General features: G+C 76.4%; 9 protein-coding genes. 3 read left to right on the forward strand and 6 right to left on the reverse strand.

What is annotated here, in order from left to right; genetic code table 11:
- Window positions 1-35 precede the first annotated feature (35 nt).
- From FHX73_RS39535 to FHX73_RS39560, 6 genes are all read right to left on the reverse strand, one after another.
- On the reverse strand, window positions 36-908 hold the full coding sequence (locus FHX73_RS39535) for a hypothetical protein (protein WP_145910902.1): 873 nt from the start codon (window positions 906-908) through the stop codon (window positions 36-38).
- The gene (locus FHX73_RS39540; RefSeq protein WP_145910903.1) at window positions 905-1,297 is read right to left on the reverse strand and encodes a hypothetical protein; all 393 of its coding nucleotides are present in this window, start codon (window positions 1,295-1,297) and stop codon (window positions 905-907) included. The genes FHX73_RS39535 and FHX73_RS39540 overlap by 4 nt, the downstream gene beginning before the upstream one ends.
- A gap of 27 nt (window positions 1,298-1,324) precedes the next feature.
- On the reverse strand, window positions 1,325-2,098 hold the full coding sequence (locus FHX73_RS39545) for a class I SAM-dependent DNA methyltransferase (RefSeq protein WP_145910904.1): 774 nt from the start codon (window positions 2,096-2,098) through the stop codon (window positions 1,325-1,327).
- Window positions 2,099-2,124: 26 nt separating this feature from the next.
- On the reverse strand, window positions 2,125-3,330 hold the full coding sequence (locus FHX73_RS39550) for a YcaO-like family protein (RefSeq protein WP_145910905.1): 1,206 nt from the start codon (window positions 3,328-3,330) through the stop codon (window positions 2,125-2,127).
- Window positions 3,327-4,358 carry an aKG-HExxH-type peptide beta-hydroxylase gene (locus FHX73_RS39555; RefSeq protein WP_170305291.1) on the reverse strand — a complete coding sequence of 344 codons (1,032 nt, stop codon included), beginning with the start codon at window positions 4,356-4,358 and terminating at the stop codon, window positions 3,327-3,329. Before FHX73_RS39555 ends, FHX73_RS39550 begins: the two co-directional genes overlap by 4 nt.
- 569 nt (window positions 4,359-4,927) lie before the next feature.
- Complete coding sequence (locus FHX73_RS39560; RefSeq protein ID WP_145910907.1) at window positions 4,928-6,088, reverse strand: serine hydrolase domain-containing protein; 1,161 nt, start codon at window positions 6,086-6,088, stop codon at window positions 4,928-4,930.
- Window positions 6,089-6,226: 138 nt separating this feature from the next.
- Between FHX73_RS39560 and FHX73_RS39565 the strand changes: the two genes are divergently transcribed.
- The 3 genes from FHX73_RS39565 to FHX73_RS39575 all read left to right on the forward strand — a co-directional run bounded on the left by FHX73_RS39565 (window position 6,227) and on the right by FHX73_RS39575 (window position 12,403).
- Complete coding sequence (locus FHX73_RS39565; RefSeq protein WP_145910908.1) at window positions 6,227-6,808, forward strand: TetR/AcrR family transcriptional regulator; 582 nt, start codon at window positions 6,227-6,229, stop codon at window positions 6,806-6,808.
- 635 nt (window positions 6,809-7,443) lie between these two features.
- Complete coding sequence (locus FHX73_RS39570; RefSeq protein WP_145910909.1) at window positions 7,444-7,659, forward strand: MbtH family protein; 216 nt, start codon at window positions 7,444-7,446, stop codon at window positions 7,657-7,659.
- A 70-nt stretch (window positions 7,660-7,729) separates the two neighbouring features.
- Window positions 7,730-12,403 carry a non-ribosomal peptide synthetase gene (locus FHX73_RS39575; protein ID WP_170305292.1) on the forward strand — a complete coding sequence of 1,558 codons (4,674 nt, stop codon included), beginning with the start codon at window positions 7,730-7,732 and terminating at the stop codon, window positions 12,401-12,403.
- The last annotated feature ends 67 nt before the right edge of the window (window positions 12,404-12,470 follow it).

Here is a 12,470-nt window from a genome sequence, read left to right on the forward strand (position 1 = left end):
TACTGCATGGAGATGAGACCCCGGAGCCGGGTGGCTCACCAGGGGAGCAGCGGATGGGTGACCGCCAGCAGGAGCAGCCCGAGCGAGGCGGCGGAGAACGGCACGATCCGGCGCGGGCTGATCGCGGTGAAGGCCAGGTGGGTCGGCACGGCCAGCAGCACGGTGGCGGCGGCCGGGAGCAGACCCAGCGCGCCCAGGCCCAGGGTGACCTCGGTCGCGGCGGTGGCGACGGCCGCCGCCCGGCAGCCGGCCTGGAACGCGGGGGCGGCCAGCAGCACGGCGAGCTGGGGCAGGCGCGGCAGCGGGAGGAACTCGCGGCTGCCCGCGGCGGCCTGCCAGGAGTTGTAGGCGATGTTGTCCGCGATCACCCCGCCGCGCATGAAGTGCGGCGAGCGGAGCTTGCGGATCCCCGCCACCAGGTACATCTGCGCGGCGAAGAACGAGGCGGCGGCCCCGACCGGCGCCGCCCGCGGCGCGCCCGTCGCCAGCACGGTGACCTGGCGCAGGCCGAGCACGGCGAGCAGGACCAGCAGGCACACGCTGGTGTAGCGGGGCGCCCGGTCGCCCAGGACCACGGCGGCGGCCAGCGCGCAGCAGAGCAGCGTGAGGGCGCCGCTCCAGCGCGGCGACGGCAGCCCGGCCGCGAGCAGCAGTGCGGCGGCGGCGGCCGCCTCGGCGAGCGCGCGGCGGCGCCTGGCGGCCAGCGCGGCGGGCCCGGTCCAGCCCCGGCCGAGGCGGTAGACGCCCGCGCGGGCGTAGTCGCGGCGGACGGCCCGGTCGTCCAGCAGGACCAGGGCGGCCTGCCAACCGAGGGCGAGCACCAGGCAGCCGGTCGCCGCGGCGGCGGCCGTCGCGGCGGACGGGCCGGCCAGGCCGAACGAGCTGGTCAGGGCGGCCGGGCCGGTCACTGCAGCTCCTCGGCCGCCGCGATCAGCCGCTCCCGGCCAGCGCCCGGGGCCAGCGGCGCCGCGTACAACCGCCCGTCGGGGCCGCCCTGGTAGCGGACCCGCCAACTGCCCGTCGAGCCGATGATCAGACCGTCGAACGGCAGCGGCGGCTCCGTGGCGCGCAGCAGGCGGTTGAGCTCCGCGACGGTGAGCAGGTGGCCCTCGGGGGCCAGCCCGAGCTCCCGGTGGCGCACCGCCCGCCGCCGGCCGTCCGGCCCGCCGGTGGTCCACAGGTAGCCCTTGGAGGAGCCGGAGTACATGCCCCAGGCGAACGGCCGGTGCGGGGCCCGCCGCACGCCCCAGCCGACGAACAGTGCGAGCGCCACCAGCGCGATGACTTCGAGCACCACGGTGCGTCCCCTTCCGGTGCGGGCGGATCAGGCGTGCCGGTAGACCGGGACGTGGTAGGCGCAGCCGTCCTGGAACGGCGTGCCGGCCCAGCTGCCGTAGCGCCGGTGCAGCCGCAGCCCGGCCAGTCGGGCCATCAGGTCCAGCTCGCCGGACCCGGCGTAGCGGAACCGGACGTGAACGTGGTTCAGGTCCGGCCCGTCGGCGATCAGGTAGTGCGACTCGTAGCGCTGCTCGGCCCGGTCCACCCGCCGGTGCCGCACCACCAGCGAGCCGTCGGCGGTCGGCAGCACCTGGCCGGCGGCGGACTGCGGCGCGCACAGCGTCTCCGGCAGCAGCGCGTCGAAGACGAACGAGCCGCCCGGCGCGAGCCGCGCCGCGACCGCTGCGAAGCAGCGCAACTGCGCCTCCTGGGTGGGGAGTTCGAAGAAGGTGCCGCCGGCCAGGTAGACCAGCGAGTAGCGGACACCGGGCGGCAGGTCGGTGAAGTCGCCGATGGTCAGGGCGATCCGCTCGCCGCCCGGGCGGGAGCGCAGCTCGGCGGCCATCTCCGGCGAGCCGTCCACGCCGTGCACCTCCAGGCCGCGCGCGGCCAGCGGCAACGCGACCCGGCCGGTGCCGGGCCCGAGCTCCAGCACGGGCCCGGCACCGGCGAGTTCGGCGAGCAGGGCGACGGTGTCGGCGGTGGGGGCCGCGTGGCCGAACCAGTCGTCGTAGCGGGCGGCGAACCGGGCGGCGTACGAGTCCGCCCGGCGATCGGAGGCCGGGGTGGTCGGGGGCGGGGTGGCGGCGTCGACGGACATCTCGGGCTCCTTGCGGGTGGGGGCGCTCAACCCAACGGGTGGGGCAGGCGAGTCCGGGCACCGGACGGCGCCCGGTGCGCGCGCTCGTCGCTCGGCAGGCGGCGGGCGCCCGGGGCGACCAGCCGCACCACGGCGGCGTCCGCGCCGGGGACACCGGGGGAGGTGGTGTCGACCAGCACCGCCGGGTGGCCGGTGAGGCCGGCCAGGACCTCGGCCGGGTCGGCGGGCCGCTGCCCGGTCGGGCGCGGTGTCGCGGCGGTGCGGGCTCCGTCGAGCAGGCGGGCCAGGCTGTCCTGGCGGTGGTAGGCGTGCAGGGCGTGTTCCAGTGGACCGTCCGGCGGGGCGCCGCCGGCCGACCGCAGCCGCTGCCAGGCGGTGCGGGCGGCGGCGGTGCCCAGGCTCCAGCGCACCATCAGCGCCTCGTGGCAGGCGGCCCGCGCCGCGTCCCACAGCGCGCCCCCGGTGTCGGCGCGGGCGCCGAAGGTCTGCCCGGTGCCGTCCGGCGCGTGCAGACAGGCCAGCACGCACGCGGTGCTGGCGGGCCCGGGCAGCAGCAGGAAGGTGGCCCGCAGACCGAGCGCCGCCAGCACCCCGCGCAGCACCGGCGGCAGCGCGAACTCGGCCCGCTCGCACGGCCCGTCGGCGTACCAGGCGTGCCACAGCAGGTGACGCTCCAACACCTCCAGGGCGGCGTGCCGGGCCGCCTCGGGGCGGGTGCGGTGAGCGGCAAGGCCGGTGGAGCCCGGGCGCAGCGGGGCGGCGCAGCCGGGCGGCGGGCGGTGGGCCAGGTAGGCGGCGCAGGCCGGGACCAGCACCTCGCGGCCGTCGTCGAGCGACTCGCCGGGCACCCAGAGCAGCTCGGCCGACCGCAAATCGGCTGCCGTGTCGCGGAGTTCGGGCCAGGCGAGCGGGTCGAGGGCGGGGCGGCCACGGCGCCGGAGCTGCTGGTAGCCGCCCGTCACGCTGCCGCGCCCGCCGGCCTCGGCGCACCGGCCCGCGAGTACGTTGCCGACGCGTTCGGCGAGCTCGCCACGGGCGCGCACCGCCACCTCGGCGGGGTCGGTGCCGGCGGCGGAGCCGATCAGCACGGGCTCGCCGTTGGCCGCGTCGCTCGCCGAGAAGGTGCGGGAGCGGGCGGCGGTGCGGGCGAACAGCAGGGCAGGGGCGGCGGGGAACGGCGCGAAGGTCTGCACCGGCCAGTGCGGTTCGGTGTCCGCGAGCCGGGTGGTCATCGCCGGGTCCGTTCGAGGTCGGCCCGTTCGTGGTCGGCCCGTTCGAGGAGCGTGCGCGCCTGCGCGGCCGTCGAGCGGCCGGCGTCGGTGAGCGCCTCGCGGTGGTCCTCCAGGGTGGCGCAGCCCGCCAGGCCCTGGGCGGTCAGCAGGGCGTGCCGGGCCTCGGCCGCGGCCCGGCCGCCGTTCAGCGCGGCGGGCGGCGCGGCCAGCAGCCGTCGGTAGAGCAGCACGCTCCGGGCGAGCACCACGACCTGCTGGAACAGGCCGGCCAACGGGCGCGGGTCGGCGCGCAGCGGGGTGCGCAGCAGGTCGGTGGGCGCGCCGGAGAGGAAGGGCGTGGTCACGGCGGCGGCGTTGCACCGCGTGTGCGTGCCCTCGTGCACCAGCGCCTCGACCAGCGGCAGCGGCGCGGGCAGCGCGCCGTCCGCCGGTTCGGGCAGCACCCGGTCGGCGTTGACGAAGACCACGCCGTGCACGGTGAAGTCGGTGAACCCCGCGATGCCCCAGCCGTCCAGCAGCGCCACCTGCCGCACCACGGTCGCGACCTCGGCGAGCATCTCCGGCCAGACCTCGCCGAGCAGCCGCTCCGCCCGGTCGAAGGCCCGGCGGTGGCGGGGGTTCCAGGGTGCGACGGTGAGCGCGGCGAGTTCGGCGGCGCGCTCGGGGCGCGGCGGGAGGCCGGCCCGGGCCCGGTCCAGGCTCTCCAGCAGGTGCCGCTCGGCGGGCGGGAGGTCGACCGGCCAGCGCGCCTCGCCGGTGCGCCGGGCGGCGCGCGCGGCGCTGGCCCGGGCGTCGGCGTCGACGCCGCGCAGCTCCTCGGCCAGTTGCCGATCGGGCTGCCCACCACTTGTCTGACGGTGTGTCAGGCGCTGGGCCCGGTGGGCGGCGGCGTGGTAGCCGGGGTAGCCGAGCGCGGTCTCGGCGGGCAGGTCGGCCTCGGGGAGCACCCGGGACAGGCCGGCCCGGACCAGCCGGGCGACGGTTCGCCCGTCCTGCTCGGCGGCGCGTGCATCTGGTGTGACCAGCACCTGGTCCACCTCCCATCGCGGTGGCGGGGCATGCGTGCGGGGCCGGACCGTGGTCCGGCCCCGCAGTCCGGGCGGGCGCCCGGACGGAGTTGCGGACGGCGTCGGTCAGTCGGGGACGTCGACCATCAGGGCGAACTCGGGGAGGTCCTCGTCCTTCACGGGCTCCAGGTCTTCGGGCTCGACTTCGGTGGTTTCGCGGATGTCTTCCATGGCTCCTCCTGGTCGTCGCGGCCGTTGCCGATGTGCACGGGCGGACGGTCTCGCACGGACGGCGGGGCGTCGCGCGCCGCAGTTCCCACGATGGGACGCGGTGCCAGGCGGTGCAGGTGCGGCGGGGGTGCGCGGGGCGTGGCCGGCGGGCGCGGCGTGGGCGCCGGACCCGCCCGAGTGTCCGTCAGACACCATGCCGTGCGGTTGATGTGACGGATCATCCGGTGAGCTTGCGGAGGGTTCGCCCGGACGGCCGGGACGGACGGTCACCGCAGGGATGAGCGCCGTGGTCGGCCGGGGTGCTCCATTCAGGTGGCTTCGTCCCGGCGGGTGGATCCCAACGTCGAAACCGGGTGCCGTCAGCGGGCGGCGGCGGCCGCGTAGAGGGCGCGGATCAGGGGGGCGTTCTCCGGCGCGGCCGCGGCGGGGGAGGGGGTGCGCCGGCGGGTGTAGCCGTAGGCGATGCCGTTGCGCGGGTCGGCGAAGGCCTGCTGGCCGCCCGCGCCGCTGTGGCCGAACGAGCCCTGGCCCAGTTGCGGGTAGTACTCGGCGGTGGCGTGGAAGCCGATGGTGAAGGCCTTGCGCTCGCCGAGCACCAGGTCGTGGCCGAGGGACTGGACCTGCCCGGCCAGCGCCAGGGTGCGCGGGGCCAGCAGCGGTTCCGCGCCGTCCACCGGGCCGCTCGCCACCGCGTACATCCGGGCCAGGCCGCGCGCCGAGGCGACCCCGCCGAACGAGGCGGTGCCCAGGGTCCGCACCAGCTGGTGGTTGGGCAGCTCCCAGACCGCGGGGTTGCCCGGGTGGTGGCGGTTGAAGGCGATCCCGTTGAGGCTGTTCGGGCCGCTCGCGTCGGCGGTTGCGGCCGTGGCTGCCGGGGTGGCCGCCGCCGGCTGGGCGGTCAGGAAGCGGGGCTCGTCCTCGGGGGACAGGCCGAGGTGGAAGTCGACGCCGTACCGGTCGCGCACGCGCTCGGCGAACAGCTGCTGGACGGTGCGCCCCGTGGCCCGGCGCACCACCTCCGCGCTGAGCGCACCCATGACCAGCGCGTGGTAGCCGAACGCGGCGCCCGGCCGCCAGTACGGGCGCTGCGCGCCGAGCCGCTCGGCGACGATCCGGTCGTCGGCGAGCTCCTCGGCGGTGAAGCCCGCGTCCGCCCCGACCAGGCCGGCCCGGTGCGCCAGCAGCTCGCGCAGGGTCAGCCCGCCCTTGCCCGCCACCGCGAACCGCGGCCAGTAGTGGCTGACCGGCCGCTCCAGGTCCAGCACGCCGTCCTGCACCAGCGAGGCGACCACCAGGTGGGTGGCGCCCTTGGCGGTGGAGTAGGCGCCGAGCAGCGAGTCCGGTCCCAGGCCCGGTCCGGTCCACAGGTCCACCACCAGCTCCCCGTGCCGGTAGGCCGCGAGCTGCGCCGCGTGCTCGCCGCCCTCGCCGCCCTCGGCGGCCGCGACGGCGGCGAACTGCGCGCGCACCGCCTCGAACCCCTCGGCCACCGTGCCCCGTACCGCGTTCTCGTTCGACATCGCCGTCTCCGTCCGCTTCGACCGGTCCTGTTCCGCAGGCGCACCAGCACCGTAACATCTTTAGTGACCAGTGGTCACTAAATGGCTCGCGGCGGCGGGGCGTCCGGCCGGCGGGGGCGGGTCCGTATAGTCCTGGCCATGACCGACGCCCCGACCGCCCGGCCGCGCCGGGGCCGCCCCGCGCAGCTCAGCCGCGAGCTGATCGTCGACGCCGCCGTCTCGGCCGGGAGCCTCGACGCGCTGACCATGCGCGAGCTCGCCACCCGCCTCGGGGTCAGCCACGCCGCGCTCTACCGCTGGGTCAAGAACCGCTACGAGCTGGTCGACACGGTCAACGAGGTGATGGTCGAGCGGGTCCTTCCCAGCGACCCGCCGCAGGCCGGGCAGTGGCGGCCCTGGCTGGCCCGGCTCGCCTGGGGCATGCACGACCGGTTCCTCGCGCTGCCCGGCTACGCCACCCGGCTGGCCCGGCCGCACCGGCACACCGGCCAGGCCCTCGGCCGGCTGCGCGGGGGCGTGATCGCCGCCTTCGTCGACGCCGGGGTGGCGCCCGAGCTGGCCGAGCAGAGCTGGTACGTCTTCATCACCTCGGTGGTCGGCTGGCTCGCCGTCCAGGAGCAGCCGCTGGAGCTCGGTGGGAGCGCCCCCCGCTTCGACCTGTTCCTGGACACCCTGCTGCGCGGCCTGCCCGCCCGGGAACCGGGTACCGCGCGGCCCTGACCCGCCGGCCGCCGGTTGGGGCGGCCCGGCGAAAAGATCTCGAACGGGTGCGACCAAACCCGCGGCCCACCGCGTCCTTGTTGGTGGAGCGGCGCGAGAGCCGCCGGCCCGCCCCCTGCACGGGGTGGGTCCCGTCCGGCGATGGAGTACGAGACCTTGCGGTTGCAGGCCCCTGCCCCCACACCCCGGCCCTCGGCGTCGCGCATCCGCCGCCATGTCGTGTCCACGGCGCTCCGGTGTCCCTCGGCGTCCCCGCGGGACAGAGTCCGCAGACCCGCCGCCCGGCGCTGACCCCACTCGCCGGGGCGGAGGGCATTTCTCCGCTTTGATGCTTCGTCAGCGAACACTTGGCATGTTCCGGCGTGAATTCCGGTGGACTTCCGGTGCCCCTGCGCTGCCCTTTCGGGCGTTGACATTCCGTCGACGGCGCTTCTAGGTTGAAATGGTCGCACCGCAGCTGACGCCGCGTCACATAGGGAACCACTACCGAACTTTGCGCGTCCCTCACGGGGAATGCGAGACCTCCGGGCCGAGTTCCGCCGGTGCCGGTGATCCAACGGCTCATCCAATAGCGAAGTCCGGTCGCCGACCGGCGAGTTCCGCATGCCCGCCAGCAGAAACAGAAAAGGTGAACCATGGCCAATCCGTTCGAGAACGACGACGCCGAGTACCTCGTCCTGGTCAACGACGAGGGGCAGCACTCGCTCTGGCCCGCCCGGATCGAGGTGCCGGCCGGCTGGGCCGAGCGGTTCGGCCCGGCCGCCCGCCCGGCCTGCCTGGCCCACGTCGAGGAGCAGTGGACCGACATGCGCCCGCTCAGCCTGGTCCGCGCGATGGACGCCACGTCCTGACGGACCCGCGCTCCTGACCACGGAGCGCACGAACGGGGGGTTGTCGATCCACATGGGGGGAGAGAACGTCATGCCTGCGCACGAGACGGCCGAATCGGCCCCGGTGCCGCTTTCCCGGGCACAACACGGAATCTGGCTGGCCCAACAGCTCGATCCGGCCAGCAGCGCCTACAACGTGGCCCAGTACACCGACATCCGGGGCCCGCTGTCGCTCCCGGTGCTCGACCGGGCGGTGCGCCGGATCGTCGGCGAGGTCGAGATCGCGCACGTGCGGCTGGTGCCGGACGGCGACAGCGCGCTGCAACTGCGCGACGGCGAACCGGTGCTGCCGCTGCGCACCGTCGACCTCAGCGGTGAGCTGCTGCCCCGCGAGGCCGCCGAGCAGTGGATGCGCGAGGCCGTCGAGCGGCCGGTCGACCTGCTGGTCGGGCCGCTGTTCAGCACCGCCGTGCTCCGGCTCGCGCCCGACTGGCACTTCCTCTACGTGAGCGGCCACCACATCGTCACCGACGGGTTCAGCGGCTCCCTGGTGAGCGCCCGGATCGCCGAGCTCTACACCGCGCTGGAGCGCGGCGAGGAGCCCGCCGCGCACGGCTTCGGCACCCTCGCCCAGCTGCTGGAACAGGACGCCGCCTACCGGAGCTCGGACCGGTTCGAGGCGGACCGGGCCTACTGGCAGGCGCAGTTGGCCGACCTGCCGCGGCCCGCCACGCTCTCCGGCCGGCCGGCCGGCCCGGCCTCGGGCGCCACCCGCCGCACCGGCCGGATCGGCCCCGCGCAGACCGCCGCCGTGCACGCCGCCGCCCGCCGCGCCAGGACCGCCCTGCCCGCGCTCGCCGTCGCCGCCGTCGCCGCCTACACCCAGCGGATGACCGGCGAGTCGGACGTGGTGCTCGGCCTGCCGGTGACCGCGCGCGGCACCGCCGCGCTGCGCGCCGTGCCCGGCATGGTGTCCAACATCGTGCCGCTGCGCCTGAGAGTCGCCCCCGGCCTGAGCTGGACCGAGCTGGCCCGGCTGGCCTCGGCCGAGATGAAGCAGGCGCTGCGCCACCAGCGCTACCTGCTCCAGGACATGCGCGCCGACCTGGCGCCCGGTCAGGCGGCAGGCCGCACCGAGGCCCTGTTCGGCGCCCAGGTGAACATCCTGCCGGCCGGCAGCGGACTGCGGTTCGGCGCCGCCACCGGCACCCAGATCTACCTGGCCGGACCGGTCGACGACCTGTCGGTGGTGCTCCAGGACCACGGCGCCGAGGGCCTGATGCTGGAGGTCGAGGCCAACGCCGCGCGCTACGGCGCCGACGAGGTGGCCGGCCACCAGCAGCGGCTGGCCGGCTTCCTGTGCGCGGCCGCCGCCGACCCCGACCGCCCGGTGGCCCGCACCGAACTGCTCACCCCGGGCGAGCGCCGCTGGGTGCTGGACCGCGGCCGGGCCGCCGCGCACCGCGAGGACCCCACCGCGACCACCCTCACCGAGCGGTTCGCCGCCCAGGTGGCCCGCACGCCCGAGGCGACCGCGCTCAGCTGCGACGGCCTGCGGTTCGGCTACCGGGAGTTGGACCAGCGGGCCAACCGCCTGGCCCACCACCTGATCGCGCTGGGCGTGGCCGCCGAGACCCCCGTGGTGCTGCTCCAGGAGCGCACCCCGGACCTGGTGGTCTCGATGCTGGCCGTGGTCAAGGCGGGCGGCCTCTACCTGCCGCTGGACACCCGGCACCCGCAGCAGCGGCTGCGGGAGACGGCCCACGGCAGCGGCGCGCCGCTGGTGCTCTGCGACAGCGCCACCCGGGAAGCGGCCGAGCGGCTGGAGCTGCCCGTCCTGTGCGTGGACGACCCGGGCACCTGGCAGGACCGGCCCGCGACCGACCCGGGCGTCGCCTGCCACCCGGCGCAGCTGGCCTACGTGATGTACACCTCCGGCTCCACCGGCACCCCCAAGGGCGTCGCCGTCACCCACCAGGACATCCTGGGCCTGGCCCTGGACGCCGCCTGGGACGGCCCGGCGCACCGGCGGGTGCTGTTCCACTCGCCCGCCGCCTTCGACCTCGCCACCTACGAGGTGTGGGTGCCGCTGCTGAGCGGCGGTCAGGTCGTCGTCGCGCCGCCCGGCGAGCTCGACATCCCCACCCTCGGGGCGGTGCTCGCCCGGCACCGGGTGACCGCGCTCTGGCTCACCGCCGGGCTGCTGCGGCTGGTCGCCGAGGAGGACCCGGGTTGCCTGGCCGGGCTGCACGAGCTCTGGGCGGGCGGCGACGTGGTGCCCGCCGCCACGGTGCGCCGGCTGCGCGAGGCCTGCCCGGAGCTGGTGGTGGTCGACGGCTACGGCCCGACCGAGGCGACCACCTTCATCACCCACCACCGGATGGCCGCCACCGACCCGGTGCCCGACCCGGTGCCGATCGGCCGGCCGTTCCAGGGCATGCGCTGCTACGTGCTGGACGAGTGGCTGCGGCCCGTCCCGGCGGGCACCGTCGGCGAGCTGTACGCGGGCGGCATCGGCGTGGCCCGCGGCTACCTGGGGCAGCCCGGCCGCACCGCCGAGCGCTTCGTCGCGGACCCGTTCGCCGAGGCCGGGGCCCGGGCCTACCGCACCGGCGACCTGGTGCGCTGGAACGCCGACGGCGAGCTGGAGTTCGTCGGGCGCACCGACGACCAGGTGAAGATCCGCGGCTTCCGGATCGAGCCCGGCGAGATCGAGTCCGCGCTGGCCGAACGCCCCGGCGTCAGCCACCTCGCGGTGGACACTCGCACCGGCCCGCGCGGCGACAAGCGGATCGTCGCCTACCTGGTCGCCGAGGACGAGCAGGCGGTGGCCGCCCTCCGGGCGCACGCCGCCGCCGTGCTGCCCGCCTACATGGTGCCCGCGGCCTTCGTCCGGCTCGACGCCCTGCCGCTGACGGGCAACGGCAAGGTGGACCGCCGGGCGCTGCCCGCACCGGACTTCGACGCCGTCGAGGCGCCCGGGCGGGCGCCGGCAGGGGCCGTCGAGACGGCGCTGGCCGAGCTCTTCGCCGAAGTCCTCGGCACCGCAAGGGTGGGCGCCGACGCCGGGTTCTTCGCGCTCGGCGGCGACAGCATCATGGCGATCCAGCTGGCCGGCCGGGCCCGCCGGGCCGGCCTGCTGTTCACGCCCCGCGAGGTCTTCGAGCACAGCACGCCCGCCGCACTGGCCCGGATCTGCCGCACCGGCGAGCCCGCCGAGCGGCCGCGCGACCCGGACGCCGGCCTCGGCCCCGTCCCGCTCAGCCCGATCGTCCACCGGCTGCGCGAGCTCGGCGGGCCGATCGACGCCTACCACCAGTCCGTGGTGCTGCGCACCCCGGCCGGGCTGGACGAGCCGACCCTGCACCGGGCCGTCCAGCACCTGCTGGACCGGCACGACGCGCTCCGGCTGCGGCTCGACGAGCGTGACGGGGACTGGCAGCTGACGGTGCGTCAGCGTGACGAACTGTCCGGAAAGGCCTGCGTGACCCGGGTCGACGTCGAACGGACCGAGGTCGACTGGCCCGACCTGGTGCGCGAGGCCCGGGAGCAGGCTGCGCGCGAACTCGCTCCGCACGAGGGCGCGCTGGTCCGCGTGGTCTGGCTGGACCGCGGCCCCGACCTGCCGGGCCGCCTGGTGCTGGTGCTGCACCACCTGTGCGTCGACGGCGTCTCCTGGCGGCTCCTGCTGCCCGAACTGGTCGCCGCCTACCAGGCGGAGAGCACCGGCGCCGCCCCGGACCCCGGCCCGGTCGGCACTCCGCTCAAGGAGTGGGCCGAACTCCTGGCCGCCGACGCCGAACAGCCCGCGACGCTCGCCGAACTCGACCACTGGCAGCAGGCCTTGGACGGCGCCGAACCGACCCTCGGCAGCGGCCCGCTGGACCCGGCCCGCGACGTGCTGGCCACCGAGGCCCGGCTCACCCGCACCCTGGCGCCCGCGCTGGCCGAACCCCTGCTGACCACCGTGCCGGCCGCCTTCTACACCGGCACCACCGAAGTGCTGCTCGCCGGCCTCGCGTTGGCGGTGGCCGACTGGCGCACCCGGCACGGCCGCCCCGACGGCCCGCTGCGGGTCGACCTGGAGGGCCACGGCCGCGAGGGCGAGCGGCACGACGCCGACCTCACCCGCACCGTCGGCTGGTTCACCGCGCTGCACCCCGTCCAACTGCTCGCCGGCGCCGCCGACACGACCGGCGCCTGGACGGCGGGCCCGGCGGCCGGCGCGCTGGTCAAACGGGTCAAGGAGCGGCTGCGGTCGGTGCCCGGACAAGGGCTCGGCTACGGCCTGCTGCGCCACCTCAACCCGCGCACCGGGCCGCTGTTGGCCGCGCTGCCCGCGCCGCAGATCTGCTTCAACTACCTCGGCCGCACCACCGGCCTGGGCCGCCCGGCCGGCGCCGACTGGTCGGTGGCCGTCGAGGACGGGGCACTGGCCGGCGGCGGCGACCCGCTGATGCCGCTCGGCCACCCGCTGACCATCGACGCGGTCGCCCAGGAAGGGCCGGACGGCCGCAGCGAGTTGAGCGTCAGCTGGCGCTGGGCCGACGCGCTGCTCACCGAGCCCGAGGTGGCCGACCTGGCCGACACCTGGCAGCGGGCGCTGGAGGTGCTGGTGCGCCACGAACGCTCGCCGCGCGCGGGCGGACACACCCCCTCCGACCTGGAGCTGGTCGAGCTGGCGCAGGAGGAGATCGAGGGCCTGGAGGCGGAGTTCGCCGCCGACGCCGACGAGGACGAGGACGCATGGGGGACCGGCTGGTGAACGGCACCGACGAGAGGCAACGGGGGACCGGCTGGTGAGCACGGTGAACGACGAGGCACGGGGGACC

Origin of the sequence: Kitasatospora viridis (genome assembly GCF_007829815.1) — a bacterium.
In the GTDB taxonomy this organism is placed as follows: Bacteria; Actinomycetota; Actinomycetes; order Streptomycetales; family Streptomycetaceae; genus Kitasatospora; species Kitasatospora viridis.